Origin of the sequence: Streptomyces sp. NPDC000229, from assembly GCF_040300825.1 — a bacterium.
Classification (GTDB): domain Bacteria; phylum Actinomycetota; class Actinomycetes; order Streptomycetales; family Streptomycetaceae; genus Streptomyces.
Map to the genome: position 1 here is coordinate 59,565 of NZ_JBEPEL010000004.1, position 19,738 is coordinate 79,302.

General features: G+C 69.9%; 18 protein-coding genes and 1 pseudogene. 4 read left to right on the plus strand and 15 right to left on the minus strand.

Going from position 1 to position 19,738, the window contains the following annotated elements:
• Positions 1-31: 31 nt before the first annotated feature.
• The 5 genes from ABT360_RS03850 to ABT360_RS03870 form a co-directional block, all read right to left on the minus strand.
• On the minus strand, positions 32-223 hold the full coding sequence (locus ABT360_RS03850) for a hypothetical protein (protein WP_351810182.1): 192 nt from the start codon (positions 221-223) through the stop codon (positions 32-34).
• Positions 220-1,260, minus strand: coding sequence for an aromatic ring-hydroxylating dioxygenase subunit alpha (locus tag ABT360_RS03855; RefSeq protein WP_351810185.1), 1,041 nt, complete (start codon positions 1,258-1,260; stop codon positions 220-222). The genes ABT360_RS03850 and ABT360_RS03855 overlap by 4 nt, the downstream gene beginning before the upstream one ends.
• 24 nt (positions 1,261-1,284) lie before the next feature.
• Complete coding sequence (locus tag ABT360_RS03860; RefSeq protein ID WP_351810188.1) at positions 1,285-2,679, minus strand: MFS transporter; 1,395 nt, start codon at positions 2,677-2,679, stop codon at positions 1,285-1,287.
• Positions 2,680-2,904: 225 nt separating this feature from the next.
• Positions 2,905-3,675, minus strand: coding sequence for an IclR family transcriptional regulator (locus tag ABT360_RS03865; protein WP_351810191.1), 771 nt, complete (start codon positions 3,673-3,675; stop codon positions 2,905-2,907).
• 332 nt (positions 3,676-4,007) lie between these two features.
• Positions 4,008-4,883 carry an RCC1 domain-containing protein gene (locus ABT360_RS03870; protein WP_351810194.1) on the minus strand — a complete coding sequence of 292 codons (876 nt, stop codon included), beginning with the start codon at positions 4,881-4,883 and terminating at the stop codon, positions 4,008-4,010.
• 188 nt (positions 4,884-5,071) lie between these two features.
• Between ABT360_RS03870 and ABT360_RS03875 the strand changes: the two genes are divergently transcribed.
• The gene (locus tag ABT360_RS03875; RefSeq protein ID WP_351810197.1) at positions 5,072-5,800 is read left to right on the plus strand and encodes a hypothetical protein; all 729 of its coding nucleotides are present in this window, start codon (positions 5,072-5,074) and stop codon (positions 5,798-5,800) included.
• Between the two features lie 376 nt (positions 5,801-6,176).
• Here the strand turns inward: ABT360_RS03875 and ABT360_RS03880 are convergent, their stop codons facing one another.
• The 5 genes from ABT360_RS03880 to ABT360_RS03900 form a co-directional block, all read right to left on the minus strand.
• Positions 6,177-6,977, minus strand: a complete 801-nt coding sequence (locus tag ABT360_RS03880; protein WP_351810199.1) for a GAF and ANTAR domain-containing protein — start codon at positions 6,975-6,977, stop codon at positions 6,177-6,179.
• 5 nt (positions 6,978-6,982) lie between these two features.
• Positions 6,983-7,714, minus strand: coding sequence for an ANTAR domain-containing protein (locus ABT360_RS03885; RefSeq protein ID WP_351810202.1), 732 nt, complete (start codon positions 7,712-7,714; stop codon positions 6,983-6,985).
• A 64-nt stretch (positions 7,715-7,778) separates the two neighbouring features.
• Positions 7,779-8,174 (minus strand): STAS domain-containing protein, encoded by a 396-nt coding sequence (locus tag ABT360_RS03890; RefSeq protein WP_351810205.1) that lies wholly within the window; start codon positions 8,172-8,174, stop codon positions 7,779-7,781.
• Positions 8,175-8,547: 373 nt separating this feature from the next.
• Entirely contained in the window at positions 8,548-8,817 is a 270-nt protein-coding gene (locus ABT360_RS03895) for a hypothetical protein (RefSeq protein ID WP_351810208.1), read from the minus strand.
• A 653-nt stretch (positions 8,818-9,470) separates the two neighbouring features.
• A complete protein-coding gene (locus ABT360_RS03900) occupies positions 9,471-9,836 on the minus strand; it encodes a winged helix-turn-helix transcriptional regulator (protein WP_351810211.1) in 366 nt (121 codons plus the stop codon).
• A 52-nt stretch (positions 9,837-9,888) separates the two neighbouring features.
• Here ABT360_RS03900 and ABT360_RS03905 point away from each other — a divergent pair, with 52 nt between their 5' ends.
• The gene (locus ABT360_RS03905; RefSeq protein WP_351810214.1) at positions 9,889-10,788 is read left to right on the plus strand and encodes an NAD(P)-dependent oxidoreductase; all 900 of its coding nucleotides are present in this window, start codon (positions 9,889-9,891) and stop codon (positions 10,786-10,788) included.
• Positions 10,789-11,076: 288 nt separating this feature from the next.
• Here the strand turns inward: ABT360_RS03905 and ABT360_RS03910 are convergent, their stop codons facing one another.
• The 5 genes from ABT360_RS03910 to ABT360_RS03930 are packed head-to-tail and all read right to left on the minus strand — an operon-like array spanning position 11,077 to position 17,164.
• A complete protein-coding gene (locus tag ABT360_RS03910) occupies positions 11,077-12,507 on the minus strand; it encodes a cellulose binding domain-containing protein (protein WP_351810217.1) in 1,431 nt (476 codons plus the stop codon).
• Positions 12,504-14,021, minus strand: a complete 1,518-nt coding sequence (locus ABT360_RS03915) for a beta-N-acetylhexosaminidase (RefSeq protein WP_351810221.1) — start codon at positions 14,019-14,021, stop codon at positions 12,504-12,506. Before ABT360_RS03915 ends, ABT360_RS03910 begins: the two co-directional genes overlap by 4 nt.
• 8 nt (positions 14,022-14,029) lie before the next feature.
• A complete protein-coding gene (locus ABT360_RS03920) occupies positions 14,030-14,851 on the minus strand; it encodes a carbohydrate ABC transporter permease (RefSeq protein WP_351810549.1) in 822 nt (273 codons plus the stop codon).
• A gap of 26 nt (positions 14,852-14,877) precedes the next feature.
• Positions 14,878-15,882: a carbohydrate ABC transporter permease gene (locus ABT360_RS03925; protein ID WP_351810223.1), complete on the minus strand. Its 1,005-nt coding sequence runs from the start codon at positions 15,880-15,882 to the stop codon at positions 14,878-14,880.
• 25 nt (positions 15,883-15,907) lie between these two features.
• Positions 15,908-17,164 (minus strand): extracellular solute-binding protein, encoded by a 1,257-nt coding sequence (locus tag ABT360_RS03930; RefSeq protein WP_351810226.1) that lies wholly within the window; start codon positions 17,162-17,164, stop codon positions 15,908-15,910.
• 192 nt (positions 17,165-17,356) lie between these two features.
• Here ABT360_RS03930 and ABT360_RS03935 point away from each other — a divergent pair, with 192 nt between their 5' ends.
• Positions 17,357-18,184 carry a GntR family transcriptional regulator gene (locus ABT360_RS03935; protein WP_351810229.1) on the plus strand — a complete coding sequence of 276 codons (828 nt, stop codon included), beginning with the start codon at positions 17,357-17,359 and terminating at the stop codon, positions 18,182-18,184.
• 189 nt (positions 18,185-18,373) lie between these two features.
• A pseudogene (locus ABT360_RS03940) lies at positions 18,374-19,660 on the plus strand (alpha-amylase family glycosyl hydrolase); the annotation flags it as partial.
• Positions 19,661-19,738: the final 78 nt, after the last annotated feature.

The following is a 19,738-nucleotide window of genomic DNA, read 5'->3' on the forward strand; positions in this document are numbered from 1 at the left end:
GGGGATCACGGTGGTCACAGTTCTTCCCTCTCTATACCGGAACGACCGCGCCCGGGCGGTGGTCGTCGGGATGACCCAGCAGCCAGTCCCACAGCTCCACCGGGTCCTCGAACTCCCGCTCCGCTGTGCAGTGGCAGACGGCCAGCAGCCGGTCGGTGCCCAGCACCCAGTGGATACGGAAGACGTCTTCACCGGTCAGTACGGCGGGGTGCGGCACGGTCATCGGGCCGTCGCCTGCGCCATGCGGGCGAGGATGCGGCGGGCGGCGAGACCGCCGGTGTCGATGTTGATACTCAGCTCCTGGTAGCCGGCCTCCTCGGTGTCCAGGGACTTCTGGAGCACGTTGAGGGCCACGACGTCCTGCATGACGACCGTGTGGTTGTTGGAATGCAGGAAGTCGGTGACCTCCTGGTCGTCCAGGGCGAAGTCGCGTGCCACGGCCCAGAAGTCGTACGTCGTCGTCGCCGTCGACGGGGTGATGCCGTAGACGACCTCCACATGGAAGGCGTCCGGGTCGCTGCCGTCCGGACGCGGAGCCGGCGCACCGACGGGGGCGATGCGCGAGTGGAGCAGGTAGAGGCCGGGCGCGTGGTACTCGATGTCCTGCCACCGGGTGATCCGGCCCTCGATGCCGGTGGACTTGGCGTAGAACGGCGGGCACTCGGCGTCGTCCATGTGGCGGCTGACGTGGACGATGCCTGCCTCGTCGTCGACCTCCGTGGTGATCGGGGTCTCGGCCACCTCCGGCGTACCGATGTAGCCGCCGTGCAGGTACGTCTCGTGGGACAGGTCCATCAGGTTGTCGACCAGCAGCCCGTAGTCGGCGTCGATCGGCTCCATGCCGGACACGACCGTGTAGCCGGGCGAGTCCATCCACGGGGCGCGGGGTGGCAGCACGTCCCCCGGTTCACGGTCGCCGATCCACACCCACACGAAGGAGTCCTGCTCGATGACGGGGTACGTCCTCAGGCGGGCCGTGCGCGGGATGCGTTGCTGGCCGGGTACGAAGACGCAGCCGCCGTCGTGGCCGTAGGTGAACCCGTGGTAGCCGCACACCACCCGGTCGCCGTCCAGCCGACTGGGTGCCTGGGAGAGCGGGAAGCGGCGGTGCACGCACCGGTCGGACAGCGCCACCGGCCGCCCGTCCTCGGTGCGGTACAGCAGGATCGGCTCACCGAGCAGGGTTCGTCCGAGGAGTTCGCGGCCGACCTCACGGCCGTAGGCGGCGACGTACCACTGATCGCGTACGAAAGCGGTCATTTCGTTTCCTTCGGGGGTGTGGGTTCAGTGCGCGGTGGCCGGGGCCGCGGCGGCGGGCTTCGTGTCGCCTGCCGTGGCGGGGCGCAGCAGCAGGAGGAGCGCCGCGGTGGCGACGTAGATCACGCTGACCGCCAGGTAGAGGTTCTCCGGCGTCCAGCCGCTGTCGAGGAGGCTGCCGGCGACCGTCGGGGCCACGATCGCGCCGATGCGGCCGATCGCGAGGGCGCTGCCGAGCCCGGTCGCCCGGACACCCGTGCCGTACGTGGCCGGGGTCAGGGCGTACAGCCCTGCCACGGAGCCGTTGGCGAACAGGCCGATCATCGCGCCGAGGGTGAAGGCGACGCCCAGGGAGGAGGTCGAGGCGATGAAGGCCGACAGCAGCACAGCGGTGGCGATCAAATAGGCCATGAGGACGGAGCGGAGCGCGAAGCGGGCGGCGAGCGCCCCGAGGGCGGCCGAGCCGAAGATGCCGCCGACGTTGAGCAGCGTCCCGCCGGTCAGCCCCTGGCTGCCGGACAGTCCCGCCTCGACCAGCAGGGTCGGCGTCCAACTGGTGATGAAGTAGAAGCCGGCCATGACGAGGAAGAAGGCCGACCACAGCAGCAGCGTCGAGCGGCGCAGCGCCGGCGACAGCAACTCCCGGAAACCGGCCCCGATTCCGGATGGTACGGCGGTGGGCTCGGGCAGGGTCTCCAGCGGCGGTTGCCCCATGCGCCGGGCCAGGGTGTTGATCCTCTCCAGGGCGCGCTTGGGCCTGCGGGAGGCCAGGAAGTCCACGGACTCGGGCAGGGAGAAGAAGGCCAGCGGGACGGCGACGGCGGTGGCCAGGCCACCGGTCAGGAAGACCGAACGCCAGCCGAACTGGCCGATCATGAAGACGGCGAGCAGTCCGCCGACGGTGGCGCCGACCGCGTAACCGGCGGAGTTCAGGCTGACGGCGAGGCCCCGCCAGCGGCGGGATGCATACTCGCCGGCGATGACGTTGCTGCAGGCCAGGACACCGCCGATGCCGACACCGGTGAGCACGCGCAGTGCTCCGAGCTGGGCGGGCGACTGGCTGACCGAGGAGAGCAGCATTCCGAGGGCGGCCACGGACAGGCAGCCGAGGATGACCGGGCGGCGGCCGATCCGGTCGCCCCAGGGGGCGACGAACATGGCGCCCAGGGCCATGCCGACGAGGCCCGCGCTGAGCAGCAGCCCCAGCTCGGAGGAGCTGAGCTCCCAGTCCGCCGAGACGGCTTTGCCGGTGAAGGCCATGACGAGGACGTCGAAGCCGTCGAGCATGTTGAGCACGACGCACACGGCGATCGCGCCCCACTGGAAGCGGCTCATCGGCCCTTCGTCGAGGGCGGCCCGCAGGGACGGGCCGCTGACCGGTTCCGGTGCGGGCGATGAGGAGGGTGAGGGTGGCAGAACCATGGCAGCACTCCGTTGTCGACTGCACGGTGATCGTCGACACCCTTCGCGCACCAGAGGCGGTGCGGCCCCGGCGGACCGGGGCCCGGCGTCGACCGGGGTGCGGACCATCGTGCGGCCGGCCGGACCGAGTCACCAGGGGTCTTTCCGGATGCCGGGAAACATGTACGGAAAGGGGCGTACGTGGGGCATGGCGGGTGCCGCCCCTCAGACCGACGGCGGCAGGGTTCAGACCGGCGGCGGAACCATGGCACGGGAGATGGCCCGGGCGCTCGTACAGACCAGCCGTGCCAGCGCGTGCGGGGAGGCGCTGCCATGGCGTACCACCAGCGACACCGCGGCGATCACCGCACCGTCGCCACCGTGCACCGGTGCGGCGACCGACAGGGCGTCCATCGTGACCTGGCGGTCGCTGACCGCGTACCCGTTGGTCCGTGTCTCGGCCAGCATGCGCCGCAGCGTGCGCGGATCGCCGACCGTGCGCGGGGTGTAGCGCTCGAAGGGGCCGGCGAGCACCTGGTCCTGCACCTCGGCGGGGGCATGGGCCAGCAGGGCGAGCCCGACGCCGGTGGCCGTCAGCGCGAAGCGACCTCCGACCCGGGTGAGCACGGGCACCGCCCCCGAGCCGGCGATGCGCTCGACGAAGACGACTTCGGTGCCCTCGCGCACCGCGAGCTGCACGTTCTCGCGGGTGATCTGCGAGAGGTCCTCCAGGAACGGCAACGCCCTCTCCCGCAGTCCCTGCCCACGCGGGGCGAGGGAGCCGACCTCCCACAGCCGCAGACCGACGCGGTAGCAGCCGCCGTCGCCGCGTTCCAGCGCCCCCCAGGCCATGAGCTCGCCCAGCATCCGGTGCACGGTCGACACCGGCAGCCCGGACCGGCGCGACAGTGCGCTCAGCGTCATCTCCGGGCACTCCGCACTGAACGCCCCGAGAATCTGCAGCGCGCGGCCCACCACCGGCCCGGTGCCCGACTCCGAGCCACGGCGGCGGGTCATCGGACCGGACTTCGGTGCAGGATGTTCCACCGGCGCTCCCGTTGCTCCCGTTGCTTTCCGACCTGCCGTGCTCCACGGCGCTCCACCGTGCCGGTCAGTGTGCAGGACGGCACCAGCCGCGTCGAGACCCGCGCACGTGGCACGGTTGCGGCTTGTCGCCTGCGCCTGCGACGGTGTCGTAGCGAGTGGTCGGAGTGGGTGGCGTGGTGAACCGGGCGTCGGGCAGGTGGACCCGGTCGGCGAAGGAGGCGACCGCCGCGGGGACGCCGAACCGCGCGTCCGGACTGGAATCAGAATGAGGTCTCTGCGACTCGGGAACGACGCCGTGCCAGTTAGCGTTGGCGCGGCCCGCAGGCCTGTCGAAGCTTGACTCCGGACCAGGCGTCGACTTCACACTGCCTGTCGGCATTGTTCCCTGTGGGCACGACTGTGCCGTTGGCACGCAGGCCAAGGGTGTGCGTTGAACCGGCCGCCACGGCGACGATGTCGCGCCAATCGCCGACTTCGCACTGTCCGTAGCTGTTGTCTCCTGCTGCAAGGACCCGTCCGGACGCAGTGACCCCGACGGTGTGGTAGCTGCCCACGTCGAACGCCACCACGTCTTCCCACTCATCGACCTCGCACGCCCCGGTTGCCCGGTCTCCGGTCGCCACTGCCCGCCCGTCGGCTCTGAGGCCGACGGTATGGAGAGACCCGGCCGAAATGGCGGCCAGGTCACGCCACCCTTCAACGGCACACTGTCGTCGTCGGTTGTTTCCCGTGGCCAGTGCAGAACCGTCCGACCGGACGCCGACCGAGTGCCAGTCACCACACGAGAGGACGACCATCTCGCGCCAGGACTGAACGTCGCACTGTCCTTCTGAACTCCGGCCGACTGCTAGCACGCGGCCATTCGCGAGTAGCCCGAGCGTGCGGCGCCAGCCTGCGGCCACGGCCGTGATGCCTCGCCATCCGGCGACGTCGCATTGCCCATCGCCGTTCCACCCCGTTGCCAGCACCGTACCGTCCGACCGGAGTCCCACCGTATGAGACCTGCCCGTGTTCGTCGCGGTATGGACGTTGCCGGCTGCCACCGCGACGACGTCTTCCCATCGCTCGACACGACATTCAGCGGCTGCGGAATTGCCCACGGCGAGAACGGTTCCGTCCCAGCGCCGTCCGACCGAATGACGCCTTCCGGCCGCCAGCGCCGACGGGTTAGCGAGCATTCCGCCTCCTTGTGCTGGCGCGAGTTCGCGGGGGCAGGCCGCCAGCGCACCATCCCCCGCGGGGCCGCCAGCCCCGCCTGTGCCCACCGCCGCTCCACCGCGAAGGCTAGTCGACCCCGGCAGGCTCCGGCTCGTCGATCCGAGCGGCATCATCACGCCGCCGTTCGCCGACACCCCGTCCGGCTGGGGTGGGTGACCGGCCGGCACTGGAGGATCATCTCGTCACCCACGACACCCGCGCGATGCTCGGCTGGCTGAGCGAGGAGACCAACCACGTGGCGTGGCGCGAGTTCCATGAACACGGCCGGACGCTGCTGGTCGCGAACGCCAACCGCACCGCGGCGGAGCGACTTCTGGGCTGCGACATCATCTTCTACAACGTCTCGCGTCATAGCCTCGTTCTCGTGCAGTACAAGAAGCTCGACGCCGAACGCGGCGGGTTCTATTACCCGAACGGCGACCGGAACCTCGCCAAAGAACTGGTGCGGATGAAAAGCCTGGACCGGTACGCGGCGATGCAGGCCGGGCCGGGCGACGAGCAGCGACTCGACCCGAGTCCGAGCTGGATCAAGCTCTGCCATCCGCGTTCCGTGCTGCCGCACACCACGGAGATGATCCACGGGATGTACTTCTCCCGACGGCAGTTCGAATCGCTGCGTGATGACGCTCGGCTGAAGAGCGAGAAGACCGGCGCCGTCCGGTTCGGCTACAAGAACGTCCCGGGCTACCTCGACAACACGCTGTTCGCACGGCTGGTGGAGACCGGTCAAATCGGTACGACCGGTACGAGCACCGACCTCGTCCGCCAACAGGTCATCCGCAGTTTCCGTGGAAAGCGCAACCTTGTGTTCGCCGCGTTGAGCGGAGAGGAGCCGCCGCAGGCGAAGCGGAACGCGCAGCGGCGGGAGGCTCGTTGAGCAAGGAACGTTCCCAGCGAGGGCGGCACAGACACCTGGTCAGGCGGGCATCCGGGGAACGCCACCGCGGCGGCTGTCGAAGGCGAGGCGTAATGTTCGAGCCGGGGTCCGGAGCAAGCGGGCGGATCCCCGGGTGAGCTGGTTGCCGCGGTCTGCTCAGCCTAGAGCAGGACAGGACTCTCGGCCTTGACGCTCGTTTGACGCTCTAGGCGTCCACACGAAGGACAGTGAGGTAAGAAACCGGCTCTGACCAGGGATTTTCTGGTATCCGTTCAGGTCGACCTGTTTCCGATGACGCACCACGTGGAGTGCGTGGCGACCCTGGCACCGGTGAAGAAGGATGCCACCTGCGGCTTCGTGGGTGTGCCTTGATGCCTCACAGCAGCGGATGTTCGGGATGCAGGCTGGCGGTGCCCGGGGCCGTCGGGGCACCGCTCGGGTGGCGAGTGGCCGGGTGGGGAATCAGGTTGGTGTCGAAGGCGCCGTCGGCGATCTCGCGGGCGAGCTGTGCGAGCTGACGTTGGTGGGCGCGGGCGTAGGAGCGGAAGGCGCTGAACGCGTCGTCGAGTGAGATGTGCCAGCGTTCCGCGAGGATGCCCTTGACCTGTTCCAGGACGATGCGGCTGGTGAGGGCGTACTGAAGTTGAGCACGCTCGACGTGGCTGTGGTCCAGGGTGCGCTGCTGGAGGATGGAGATGGTAGCGATGTCGGCCAGTGCCTGGGCGAGGGTGATGTCCTGATCGCTGAGGGGTTCGGAGTCGGTCTGGAACAGGGCGAGTGCGCCGATGACGTGGCCGCGCAGCCGCAGCGGAAGTGCGTTGGTGCCCACGAATCCGGTCGTGTGAGCGCGGGTGGCGAACTGCGGCCAGCGCTCCGTGGTCTTCGGATCGGTGAGGTTGATGTTGGTGCGGGCCTGACCGCTCTTGTAGCAGTCCACGCAGGGGCCTTGGTCGTGCTGCAGGGCGAAGAGCTCCAGCAGCCGGGTGTGTTCGTCGGAGGCGGCGATGGTCTGCAGGATGTCGTGCTCGTCGGCCAGCAGGATGCCGACCGCCGCCACGTCCAGCAGTTCCATGCAGCGCACCGAGAGCTGCTGGAGGAAGTCGATGAGGTCGAAGTCGTCGGTCAGGGAGTCTGCGACTTCCACGAAGACCTCGGTGAGCCGTTGTTCCCGGGTCATGTCGATCAGTCCTTGTCTTCGACGGTCGGGGGCGTGCTGTTGCCGTGGTGGTCCAGACGAAGCCGCCGGTCCACCACGTCCTGCGAGACGTCGGTGAGGGAGCGCCCACTGCTGTAGGCATGTGCGCGCAGGCGGAGCAGGGCTTGGGGCAGGGGCAGGGAGAGTTGGACGCTGACCATGCCCGTCGCCTGGTGGATCACGGCGTGCTGCAGCGTGGGCGGGGAGCCGGCCGGGGTCGGCCCAGCCACGCGTGACTCGCCGATGCCCAGGCACCGGGCGGTGAGTGCGTCGGCCAGGACCAGCGCGTCGTCCGCCTGCTGTGCGGTCAGCGGGCCCGGGGCGCGACGTACGGCGGTCAAGACGCCAGTGCGGATCGCGCCGATCGCCATGGGGAAACAGAAGACCGCCCGGGTCGGCAGGGCGGGGGCCTCCATGGCCAGCGCGGGCCAGCGCGCAAGGCGAACGCCGACCAGGTCGGGCACCCACACCATCGCGCCGGTACGGGCCGTGTCGGGCCCGGGTCCCTCCCCGAGGGTGAGCTGAAGGTCCTCGAAGCGGCGCGTCGCGGCGTCCGAGCACCAGAGGAGCTCGGTGACGTCGGCTTCGGTGACCAGGGAGACGGCGAGGCCGTCGACGCCCAACGCGGCGGCCCCGGCCGCGGTGACATCGGCGACCTGGCCGGAGTCGTCGCCGGACTGCAGCAGACGCAGAACCGCGACCATGCGGTCACTGATCACCCGCCGCCACCTCGCCCGGTGCCGCCGGCGCCGAGTGGGCTCTTGGTCATGCTTCCCGGCCCGGTCACGTGGCCAGCGACGTGGGACCCCCGGCGGCCAGGTCGTCCGCGACGGCTGCGGCACGCGACGCGGGTGCCAAGGGCCGGTCGTCGAGGAGGAAGCCGGTGCCGGACAGGTCCAGGAGGCGGGTCAGCATCGGACTCGGGTGGCGCAAACACAGCCACCCCCCGGCCGTGGTGGTGAGCCGAGATGCGATCAGGAAGGCATTGAGGCCGCTGACATCGCAGAAGGTGAGGAGGGTCAGGTCGATGTCGACCGTACGGATTCCGTCCCCGAGGCAGTCTTCGATCACCTCGCGCACGGAGTGTGCCATCTCCAGATCGAGTTCCCCTACCAGGGTGATGGTCGCGTGGCTTCCTCGGTCGCGCCGGTGGATGTTCAAGCTTGAGAGAACAGGCATGGTGCCTCAGTTCTTATGACCACCTGGTGCAGCGCTGGGCGGGCCTCGAATTTCGGCTACGCCTGGCACCTGCTCCGTGTGGTCGGACGCCTTTACGGGTCAGGCAGAAGCGACGGGCGGCAACCCCGTTGCAGGGCCGTGAGCCCGACCGGTTCGCCTCGAAGGTGGGCCTGTGGTGATCCAGACGTCCTGTCCACTCCCCGCAGGCGCCAGCACGACAACAGCATGGGGCCACGCCGGGGTCTGGGACGTCCATCGCAGCATAGCCCTTGCGCCCACCCCCCGGCAGCCGTTCCTCGGCCACAGCCTTCCACCGGCCCCGCGGCACCTTGCTCCGGCGTCCGGCTTCCGTCGTTTCCCGGTGCTTCATCGGTCACTTGCGATGCTCACGGTCCCGACGGTCCCAGTGGTTCTGGCGCTGCCGCCTGTACCGGCGGTCCCAGCGGTCCTGACGGTCCCTGTAAGCCCGGTATTCGAGGTAACCCCGGTACTCGGAATCGCCTCCGCGGGACCAGCCGTCGGAGCCACTTCGGCTGTAGTGCACGAGACCGAAGATGAGAGCGGCTGCGGCCAGCCACCAGACGGGGCTGAGGAAGCCGAGGCCGAACAGGGCCACGAGGAGGAGGAGAAGTAGGACGGACATGACCAACCTTCCCGGAGCACAACAGAACATTGCTGCCGGGGACTGGGGCCTCACTCAACACCGTAGTCCTCCCAGGAGGTTACGGATAGCGCCCCTACGACGGCCTTGCGGAACGGCCTGAATCGCATAATTGACGGTTTCGCAGGGCTCGACTGAGCGCGGCACCGGGGTTGCCGGGCAGGGAAAGCGGCCACGGCCGTGAGCCGGCTACGCGCAAGGGGGCCGACCGCCAGGCCACCGTCGTAGATCGGCCCTGCGCGCGGCGTGATCGTCGCCTCACCATGCGTGCGCGGTGGTTCTGGCGATCACGCCGCCGCTGCTGTCGGCCAGCGCGTTGCCGCCGGGCTCGACGGGGAGATCGTCGTCGAGAGCCCGTGACGACGAGACCCTGTCCGCCCGCTCGCTCCGCAGCCGTGATCACCTGGCCATGACCGACCTCCGGCCCGCCGCCTCACCGGCGAGAACACCATCTCCTGGCGTGACCCGAGATCCCAGGCCGAACAGCGCACTTCGGGATAAAGCAGTGGGCGAAAGCGCCCTCTGAGCGGTAGCCACTTTTTTGTGGGTACTTGGCGGTGGGCGACGGGCGGGGGAATCTGGTGGTGCGCGGCCAGAGGGCCGAATGAACCGGGTGGGAGGGGAGGGGCGATGCGTCAGGAGGCCGGTCGCTCCTGCTCGGAGTGCTCCGCGGCGAGCCTGTCCAAGCGGCGGTGGCCCCAGTCCGAAAGGGGAGCCAGGGCTTGGGAGAGGTCGCGGCCGAACTCCGTCAAGGAGTACTCGGTCTTCAGCGGCAGAACATCGTGCACTTCGCGGTGCACGAGGCCGTCGGCCTCCATCTCTCGGAGTGCCTGAGTCAGCACCTTCTCACTCAGGCCCGGCAACAGCCGGCGCAGTTCGCCCGGTCGGCGCGGACCGGATTCCAGCATCCAGAGCAGACTCGTCTTCCATTTGCCGTCAATCACCGCGATCGCGGCAGTCACCCCACACACATTCGGGTCCTGCGCCCGGCTGCGCGCCATCACCACCACCCCAATCGATCACAACTTCAGGATCGTACACAGGAGTTGAGTCATGGCTGCGCACACTCAGCGCACCCCCCGGTCTGCCGTCACGGTGATCGGTCTCGGCCCGATGGGCCGGGCCCTTGCGAGCACCTTCCTGGACGCCGGGCTGATCACCACAGTCTGGAGTCGCACACCAGGGCGAGACCAGGAGCTGGTCGCACGCGGCGCGATCAGCGCCCGAACGGCCGAAGAGGCCGTCGCCGCGAGCGAGGTGACGGTCGTCTGTGTGGTCAACTACGACGCCGCGGACTCCGTACTGCAGCGTCCCGAAGTCACCACCGCGCTCACGGGCCGTACGGTCATCAACCTGTCCGCCGACACCCCCGGCCGCGCCCGGGACGCCGGGGCGTGGGCGGCCGAGCACGGCATCCGGTACCTGGACGGCGCGATCATGACGCCGACCACGACCATCGGCACACCGCACGGCGTCTTCATCCACAGCGGTCCGGAGGAGCTGTACCTCGAGCACAAGCCGGTCCTCGACGTGCTCGGCGGCACCCACACCCACCTCGGCGAGGACATCGGCCGGGCGGCTGCGTACGACATCGCGCTGCTCGACATCTGGTGGACCTCGATGACCGGTTATATGCACGCCCTGGCCATCGCCCGGGCCGAGGGCATCAGCGCGCAGGAGCTGGCCCCGTTCGCCAAGGGCATCGCTGAGATCCTGCCGCCCGCCTTCGACGAGGCCGCAGTGGAGGTGGACAACGGCACCTACGCCGCCACGGTCAACCCGCTCACCTCGGCGGCATCGACGATGACCCACATCGTCCACACCTCGGAGGCCCACGGCATCGACGCGAGCGTGATCCGCGCGGTGGAAGGCCTGGCCCACCGCGCCATCGAGCTCGGCCACGGCGGCGACGAACTCACCCGGCTCACGGAACTCATGGGGCGCCGCGGCTGAGCACCCAGCAGCTTGAGCCGCGGTGACAACGCGCCGTCGGTGGACACGACCGCAGCCCCGCCCGGCGTGTTGTTCACAGCCGAGTCACCTTCGGACCGACCGGCGGCCGGCCGAGGGCCGAGGCGGAGTCCAGCAGGAAACGCAGACTTCCGGCCCTCGCCGCGGTGCCCGGGGCGAGGCCCTGGGCGAGAGCACGGGCGGCTGAAGGACAAGGGTCCGTCGGGGCGGCCCGGCCGCGCGGACGCGGCGGGCGGACGCACAGCCGGCGTCCGCCCGCCGCGCCGGCCGTCACTGACTTCCGGGCACCGTGTCCTCGAAGGTCGTGCCTGCCGCCCGGAAGGCGGCGATCTTCGAGGCGACCTGGGCCGGAGTCAGTACCTGGTCCTTGATGTGCAGCACGTAGTCGACCTTCTGGTCGTAGGCGCGCGGGGTGGTGCTGGTCTGGCCCGCGAGGTCGATGAGCCATTGGTTGAAGTTGATGGACATCGGCCGTTCGGGCAGGTAGCGGGCGTCGTGACGGCCGAACTCCTGGCCGTCGACGTAGTAGGTGATGTTGCTGTCGTCGATGGTGACGACGAGGTCGTGCCAGCCGGCGTAGCTGGTGCGTGACTCCGAGTGCTGGTTGACGGCCTCCCAGGGGTCGGGCCGGTAGGTTTCCCACGAGGTGGTGTAGAGGATGTTGGCGGGCTCGCCCCAGCCACCGTTGGGCAGGTACTCGAAGTCGTACTCGGCGTAGTCGTCGGCCATCGGGGCCTTGAGGTCGTTGATGGTGAAGAACGTCTGCACGACGCGGTCGCCGTCAGGCCCCGACTTCGGCGCATCGGAGAACCGCACCCGGGCCGCGTAGGTACCGTTCTTGAACTTCATCGCCTTGGTGAGGACTTCGGTGTGCTTCGTGGACTCCGGGGTGCCGGCCGTCGAGGTCTCCAAGTTCATGATCGAGTTGGTCCCCTCCTTGGTGAAGGTGACGTTCTGGGCCGCCCAGGTCGCGCCCGGCACCCCCGGCCCGCCCGCGTTGGACCGCACGCTCCAGCCGTGGGCGCCGATCGCCGGGTCGGTGTGCGACGTGTAGTTGAAGTCGTCGAAGAGCGTGGCGCCCCCGGCCGGCGGATCGGTCGGGTCCGGACCGGGCCCCGGGTCGGTCCCCTCGGGCGCCGTCCCCCACACCGGGGTACCGCCGACACTGGCGGTGACCTTGGACCAGTTCCCGTACGACGTCTGGGTGGGCCCGAAGGAGTAGTCGTCGTTCTGGTTCAGCGGCTGCCAGTTGGAGCGGTGGAAGCGCAGCTGAATGTCGCCGGTGTTCGCGCCGGGCGCGAGAGTGCCGGCGCCGGCGGTGAATCCGATCTCCAGGTAGCGGTCGGCGGTGGCGGTGGGCCGGGCGAGGGTGCCGAAGGTGCCGGTGATGTTGGCGCAGCCCTTGACGGCCCAGGAACAGGCGAAGGTGTACGAGGCGCCCGCGTCGGCCTTGAAGTAATACCGGATCTTGACCTGGCTGAGGGAGACCGGGGCGGTGCCGGTGTTGACCGCCTTGAACCAGGGTTCGACCTGGTCGCTGCCGGTGGCGCTCTGCCGGTACTGCACCGTCAGTGCCTCGCCGGCGGCGGCAGCGGGCGCCGCCGACAGGGTGGCGCAGCCGAGGCCGGCCACGAGGGCGGCGGCCAGGGCCGCGCGGATCCGTGGGGTACGCGCTCTCTTGCTCGTGCTGATGCTGGTCACCTGGGGGTCCTCTCAGGACGAAGGATCGCGGAGGGGCGACTCGGCACTCCGAGAGCGTCGAGCCGGGCTCTGTGGTGGTGCAGCCGAGCCTGGAATCCGGGCCAGTCACGGCCGCCGGACCAGGCGGTGTCGGCCAGTGCGCACAGCCGGGGGAAGGCGAGGTACTCGGCGTGCGCCGCGGTGGCGACGTACTCGGTCCACAGCTGCGCCTGGGTGCCGAGCACCCGAGCGGCGGCGGCCGCCTCCCAATGGGCGGGCGCGGGTTCGGTCGCGTACACGGCCGGCAGGCCGACTGCGTCGCCGGGCTGGCCGGGTGGTTCGTCGGGGTGGGCGGACTGCGGGTAGTCGAGGTAGGTGGAGCGGTGCGGCGCCATGATCACGGGTTGGCCGCGGCAGGCCGCCGCCAGCCCGTGTTCCTCGTCGCGCCAGGCCAGGACGGCGAAGGACTCGGGCAGGTCGCGGCCGGTCTCGGTCCACCCCAGCGGCCTCCTCCCACGCCCGTTCAGGAAGTTCCCGATGCGCTCCATGAACCACCCGTGGAGCGCGTCGGGGCCGTCCAGCCCTTCCTCGGTCACGCGCCGCAGGGCGGTGGGGGAGCGGTGCCATTCGGTGGTCGGGCACTCGTCGCCACCGACGTGGATGTAGGGCGAGGGGAAGGTCTCCATGACCTCGTCCAGTACGGTGCGGCAGAAGTCGAGGACGTCGTCGGTGACGCCGAGGACGGTGTCGCACACTCCCCAGCTCTTCCACACGTCCAGGTGCCGCTCGGGGAAGTTGCCGAGGTGCGGGTAGGCGGCCAGGGCGGCACGCGCGTGGCCCGGCATCTCGATCTCCGGTACGACGGTCACGCCCCGCTCGGCGGCGTACGCCACCAGATCGCGCAACTCCTCGCGGCTGTACGCGCCGCCGTGCGGCACCCCTGCGACCTCCGTGAGCCTGGGGTACGCCGTGATGGGCATCCGCCAGCCCTGGTCGTCCGTCAGGTGCAGGTGCAGGACGTTGAGTTTGTGCAGGGCCAGCAGGTCGGTGAAGCGCCGCAAAAAGGAGACGGGCTGGAAGTGGCGGGCCACGTCGAGCATCGCGCCGCGCCAGGCGTACCGGGGCACGTCCGTGATCTCGACGCCGGGGAGGGACCACCGCACCCCGCGTACCGGCTCCGCGCCGAGGGCGGCGACCGGCAGGAGCTGCCGGATGGTCTGCACACCGTGCCGCAGCCCGGCCGCGCCCGCCGCGCGCAGCAGCACCGCTTCGCCGCTGACGGTCAGGCCGTAGCCTTCCGCGCCGAGGCCGGTGAGGCCGGGATCGAGGACGAGGACGATCCGGCCGCCCGGGGCGAGGGGCAGTGGCAGACCGGTCGCGGGGGCCAGCAGGGTGCGCAGGAGGGCGGCGGCGGGCCCGGCCCCTGGGGTGACGCGTATCGCCGTCGTGTCGTCGAGGGTGAAACCACCGGCGGACCGGCGGCTGAGTTTCGAAGGGCTCGGGACGAGCCCGGGGTCTGCGGTCGATGGGAACACGGTGTCTCCTATCCCTTCACCGCGCCACCGGCCAAGCCGGTGGTGACCCGGCGCTGGAGCACCAGGAAGAGGATGAGGACGGGGAGTGCGAAGAGCGTGGAGGCGGCCATGGTGGCGCCCCAGTCGGTGCCGAAGACGTTCGAGAACGAGGAGAGCCAGACCGGGAGGGTGCGGTCGTCCTGGTTCTTGATGATCAGCATGTTGGCGAAGGCGAACTCGTTCCAGGCGGTGATGAAGCCGAAGAGCGAGGTGGCGAGCAGGCCGGGCGCGAGGAGCGGGAAAGTGACCCTGCGGAACGCGGCCGCGCGGGTGCAGCCGTCCACCTGGGCGGCCTCCTCCAGTTCCTTGGGTATCCCGGTGAGGAAGCTTCGCAGGGTGACGATGGTGAACGGCAGGGTGATCATGAAGTAGACGAGGGTGAGGGTGGCGAGCCGGTCGAGCATGCCGGTGTCGCGTGCGATGACGTACATCGGGATGAGAAGTGCCTCCCAGGGCGCGACCTGTGCGATGAACACCATCAGGACGAAGCCGCGGCGTCCCTTCCAGCGCAACCGCGCCACCGCGAAGGCCGAGCCGAGGGCGACCGCGAGGGCCAGCAGCACAGAGCCGGCCGTGACGATGAGGCTGTTGCGCCAGAACGACCAGAACCCGTCGGCGTCCACCGCTGCGGAGAAGTGCTCCAGCGTCAGCGAGGTGGGCAGGAAGACGGGCGTCTCGGCCTGGATCTCGGGGGTGGGCTTGAAGGCGGTGAGGACCATCCAGTAGACGGGAAAGACGCAGAGCAGGAAGACGACCAGCGCGCCCGCGTTCAGGGGCAGCCGCCGCAGCATGCCGGACGTGGATGCGGGGAGGGGGCTCACAGCTCGGCCTCCTGCCGGAACATCTGACGGAAGTAGAGGATCAGCACGGTGATCAGGATGAGCACGGTGAGGGTCGCCGCTGCGGCTCCGAGGTCGTAGCGGTGCAGTGACCGGGCCACCTGGTAGGAGTAGACCGGCAGGGTGGTGGTCGCTCCACCGGGCCCGCCGCCGGTGACGGCCCAGATCTGGGCGAAGCACCGGAAGACCCAGATGACTTCGAGGCTCAGGAGGAGTCCGAAGATCGGCCTGAGGAGAGGCAGAGTGATCGAGCGGAAGATGCGCCCACCGCCGGCCCCGTCCATCCGGGCCGATTCGTAGAGCTCGGCGGGCACCGTGGTCAGTGCGGAGTGCAGGGTGATGGCGACGAACGGCACGGACTGCCATACGACGAGCAGCACCAGGACGGTGAAGGCCGCCGGCCCGTGCGCCAGCCAGGAGTAGTCCTGGAAGGAGTCGAACCCCAGCCGCACCAGCAGCCAGTTGACCACTCCCAGGCGGGAGGAGAAGAGCCACTGGAAGACGGTGGTCGTGGCGATGACGGGGCTGGCCCAGGCGAGCACCAGTCCGCCCAGGACCAGGGTCCGCATCCGCTTGCCCAGCCGCTGGAGCATCAGCGCGACGACCGTGCCGAGCACCATGATGAGTACGACGTTGATCCCGGTCCACCACAGCGTGCGCCGGGCGACCTGCCAGAACTCGCCGTCGCGCAGGATCTCCCGGTAGTTCTCCAGACCGGCGAAGCCCGCGCCTCCCCGGATCAGTTCGGCCATACCGTAGTGCTGGAGGGAGATCAGCAGATTGCGAGCGAGGGGGTAGGCGAGCAGGAAGGCGATGCCCACGACCGTGGGTGCGATGAGCAGGTAGGGCCACAGGGTGCCGGGAACGGCGCGCCGGCGTCCGGCCGGCGCCGAGCCTGGTGCCGGGGCGGGCGCGGAGGCGGGAGCCGGCGCCGTCGCGACCGGGCCGGCTGCCGTGCCGGGGCGGGTGGCGGGCGGCGTCATGCTGTGTTCCCCGGCCGGGCCCCGCTCATGAGTTGAGCGTCTTGCTGATGGCGTCGGAGGCGTCCTTCGCGGCCTTCCGCGGATCGCTCCCGGTCAGCACCGCGGTCATGTACTCCTTGATCGGGTTGGTGGCCTCGACAGCGGCCCACTGCGGGGAATTGGGCGTCGCGCGCCCTCGCGCGGCCGCCGCGGCCATGGCGGCGGTGCCCTCGTCGTCCGCCAGGGCGTCGGCCAGCGACGTCCGGTTGGGCACGTAGCTCATGGTCTTGGCCAGGTCCCTCTGCCACTTCTCCCCGGTGAGCGACTTGACCAGTTGGTAGGCCGCGTCCGGGCGGGCGGAGGCGGCGGGGATGATCAGATCCGAACCGCCGGTGAAGGTGGCTCCGGGTCTGCCCGCCGTGCCGCCGGGGATCGGGAAGAAGCCGAGCTTGCCCGCGAGGGCCGGGTTGGCCTGTTCCACGATCCTGGCGCCGCCGGGAACGGCGATGATCTGGGCGACGTCCCCCTTGGCGAATACGTCCGCCTGCGGCGGTCTGGCCTCGTCGGAATCCTTGGGGCCCTTGCCCAGCGCCTGGAGCCGCTTGTAGAAATCCATGCCCCGGAGAGCTTCCGGGCTGTCGAGCGAGCCCCTCCACCGGTCACCGTTCTCCTCGGCGAGTTCTCCTCCCTCCTCCCAGATGAAGCCGGCGAGGGTGTACCAGTTCTGACCGGGCAGGTAGATGCCCTGCGTCTTGCCCCGGTTCAGCTTTTCGGTGATCCGCAGCCACTCGTCACGGGTCCTGGGCGGGGAGGTGATCCCGGCCTTGGTGAAGAGATCCTTGTTGTAGATCACGACGCGGTTGGCCGCGTACCAGGGGACGCCGTACTGCTTGCCGTCGATCTTCCCCGGCTCGGCGAGGCCGGGGAGCCAGTCTCCGCCCCTCAGGTCCCCGACCTTGTCACTCAGGTCGAGGACGCCGCCGCTCTGCGCGTACTGCGCGACCTGGGTGTTCCCCACCTCGATCACGTCGGGGGAGTCCGTGCTCGCGAGCGCGGCGGTGATCTTCTCGCCGATGCCGTCCCATTCCTGTATCTGGATGTCCAGGACGGTGTCCTCGTGCTGCCGCTCGAAGTCCTTCTGGAATCGCTGGAGGTACGCGTCGGTGACGCTGTCCTTCATGATCCATACGGTCAGTGTGGCGCGGTCGGCGGCCCGGTCGGAGCCGGACGAGGAGGTACTGCAGGCGGTGAGGGCACAAGCGGCCGCGAGTGCCGCGGCTGTGGGGATGAAGCGGATCTTCACTGGATTCACCTCAAGGGAGAGTTGACCAGTTGGTCAACTGGGCAACGATGTGGCTCGAAGGTGGCATAGACCAATGTGGCCGTCAACCCCCCGGGAAATAAGGCTTTTCCGGTAGGTCGGGAGGCGGTGAGCGCCTAAACTGCCGTTTACCACTGGACCAGTTGTGGGCGGCGAGGCAGAGAGGTCGGATTCATGGAGAGCAACTCCTCAGGTGCCGTACTCAAGCGGGAGCGGGTCCGGGAGTTCCTCCTCGGCCTCATCGAGGTACGCCGCCCCGGCGACGCCATCCCTTCGGAACGCACGCTCAGCGCCGAACTGGGCGTCTCCCGCCCGACCCTGCGCGCCGCGGTCGACGAACTCGTCGCCACCGGGCAGCTCGTACGCGAACACGGTCGCGGCATGTTCGTCGCCCCCGCCAAGATCACTCAGGAACTCGTCTCCGACGACGCCGCCTTCGCCGTACCGAGGGCCGGGGGCACCTGGTCCAGCAGGCTGCTGAGGCTGGACACCATCCGTGCGGGCGCCCGCATCGGCCGCAAGCTGCGCATCTCCCCGGCCGCCGAGGTGGTCTACATCGCCCGGCTGCGACTGGTCGACGGAACACCGATCGCGATAGAGCACCTGCACATCCCCGCCGACCTGGTCCCCTCGCTCAGTCCGCAGGAGCTGGAGGCAGGAGACCTGTACGACCATCTGCGCGAGCACCACCAGGTCCACGTCGACCAGGCGGTGCAGTCCATCGAGCCGACCGTCGTCAACGAGGCCGAAGCCGGTGTGCTCGACGTTCCGGTTCTCTCACCCGCCCTGCTCATCGAGCGCCTGACCACCGACACCGCCGGCCACCCGGTCGAGTACGTCCATTCGGTCTACCGGGGCGACCGCTACCGCATCGTCTCCCGGCTCGCCCTGGGCGTCACTGCCCCCCACTCACGTCCCGAGAGTCACCACCCGGGCATTCCACCGGGCGACTTCGCGCACGGGGACATCATCACGTCGTCGACGACAGGAGACGCGCGCTGACCGGGCCGACCACCGGCGGCGCCCACCGTTGCGTCCCCACGGGTTCGGGACATCCATTGCGTCGCCCTGTGGCTGCCTTTGCGGTGATCTGTCTGGAACCGGCCGTGGGCGGGAGGCTTCATGGGGCCCACTCACGCGCGCATCCGTCGGTGACTCCGAAGCCATGCGAGACGCTGAAATACGGGGCGCGTCCCCAACCACGTCTCCGACCAGCACGCGTGGTTCCGCGCCGCGCTGGAGGCCGGGCCCGGCAGCCCGGAGCGCGCGCGCTTCCACTTCCGGCCCGGCCGCGGGGAGGCCGGTGAACTCCCCCCGAACGACTGGCCGTCGCAGTTCTCCGGCACCACCTGGACCCGGGTCCCCGACGGTGAGTGGTACCTCCAACCTCTTCACCCCCGAACAGCCCGACCTCAACTGGGCCCACCCCGACGTCCGCCGCGAGCACGAGGAGGTACTCCGCTTCTGGTTCGAGCGTGGCGTGGCGGGCGTGCGGATCGACTCCGCCGCCCTGCTCGTGAAGGACCCCGAGCTCCGCGACTTCGTCGAGGGCGTCGACCCCCACCCGTACATCGACCTGGACGAACTCCACGACATCTACCGCTCCTGGCGCGCGATCGCCGACGAGTACGGTCGCGTCTTCGTCGGCGAGGTCTGGCTGCCCGACGCCGAGCGCTTCGCCCGCTACCTGCGTCCCGACGAGCTCCACACCGCCTTCAACTTCACCTTCCTCACCTGCCCCTGGGACGCCGGACGGCTGCGCCGCACCATCGACGACACGCTCGCCGAGCACGCCCCCGTCAAGGCTCCCGCCACATGGGTCTTGTGCAACCACGACGTGACGCGGACCGTCACCCGGTACGGCCGTGCGGACACGGGATTCGACTTCGCCACCAAGGCCTTCGGCACGCCGACCGATCTGGCCCTCGGGACCCGCCGGGCGCGCGCCGCGGCCCTGCTCACCCTGGCGCTTCCCGGATCGGTCTACCTGTACCAGGGGGAGGAGCTGGGCCTGCCGGAAGCGGACATCCCGCTCGACCGGATCCGGGACCCCATGCACTTCCGATCCGAAGGCACCGACCCGGGGCGTGACGGCTGCCGGGCCCCCTGCCCTGGGAAGCCGAGGAGCCGTGGTGCGGCTTCGGCACCGGAGACAAACCGTGGCTGCCGCAGCCCGACGACTGGGCCCGCTACGCCGTCGACCGTCAGAGCGCCAACCCGCGGTCGATGCTCCGGCTCTACCGCGAGGCACTGCTCGTGCGCCGTTCCGAGCCGGGCTTCGGCGACGGTCCGATGACCTGGCTGCCCGCGGCGGACGGAGTCCTCGCCTTCGCTCGGACGCACGGCCTGATCTGCGTGGTGAACCTGGCGGACGGTCCTGCCGACCTCCCGGCGCACCGGGAACTGCTCCTGGCCAGCGGCCCGCTCGACGGGGAGGGCCGGCTGCCGCGGGACACGGCGGTCTGGCTGCGGGCCTGACGCCCCGGTCCCGGCACGACCGCACGCGTCATCGGCCCGGCAGAACCGCGCCGTGCGGCCGGTCTCGTCGACCGCACG

Bases quoted from the DNA above. Each gene is read 5' to 3' on its own strand.
- ABT360_RS03890 (WP_351810205.1), bottom strand. From the start codon at position 8,174: ATGCCTGTTCTCTCAAGCTTGAACATCCACCGGCGCGACCGAGGAAGC.
- ABT360_RS03920 (WP_351810549.1), bottom strand. From the start codon at position 14,851: ATGCTGCGGCGGCTGCCCCTGAACGCGGGCGCGCTGGTCGTCTTCCTG.
- ABT360_RS03925 (WP_351810223.1), bottom strand. From the start codon at position 15,882: ATGACGCCGCCCGCCACCCGCCCCGGCACGGCAGCCGGCCCGGTCGCG.
- ABT360_RS03870 (WP_351810194.1), bottom strand. From the start codon at position 4,883: ATGCTCGCTAACCCGTCGGCGCTGGCGGCCGGAAGGCGTCATTCGGTC.
- ABT360_RS03865 (WP_351810191.1), bottom strand. From the start codon at position 3,675: ATGACCCGCCGCCGTGGCTCGGAGTCGGGCACCGGGCCGGTGGTGGGC.
- ABT360_RS03905 (WP_351810214.1), top strand. From the start codon at position 9,889: ATGGCTGCGCACACTCAGCGCACCCCCCGGTCTGCCGTCACGGTGATC.
- ABT360_RS03850 (WP_351810182.1), bottom strand. From the start codon at position 223: ATGACCGTGCCGCACCCCGCCGTACTGACCGGTGAAGACGTCTTCCGT.
- ABT360_RS03935 (WP_351810229.1), top strand. From the start codon at position 17,357: ATGGAGAGCAACTCCTCAGGTGCCGTACTCAAGCGGGAGCGGGTCCGG.
- ABT360_RS03895 (WP_351810208.1), bottom strand. From the start codon at position 8,817: ATGTCCGTCCTACTTCTCCTCCTCCTCGTGGCCCTGTTCGGCCTCGGC.
- ABT360_RS03860 (WP_351810188.1), bottom strand. From the start codon at position 2,679: ATGGTTCTGCCACCCTCACCCTCCTCATCGCCCGCACCGGAACCGGTC.
- ABT360_RS03855 (WP_351810185.1), bottom strand. From the start codon at position 1,260: ATGACCGCTTTCGTACGCGATCAGTGGTACGTCGCCGCCTACGGCCGT.
- ABT360_RS03880 (WP_351810199.1), bottom strand. From the start codon at position 6,977: ATGACCCGGGAACAACGGCTCACCGAGGTCTTCGTGGAAGTCGCAGAC.
- ABT360_RS03900 (WP_351810211.1), bottom strand. From the start codon at position 9,836: ATGGCGCGCAGCCGGGCGCAGGACCCGAATGTGTGTGGGGTGACTGCC.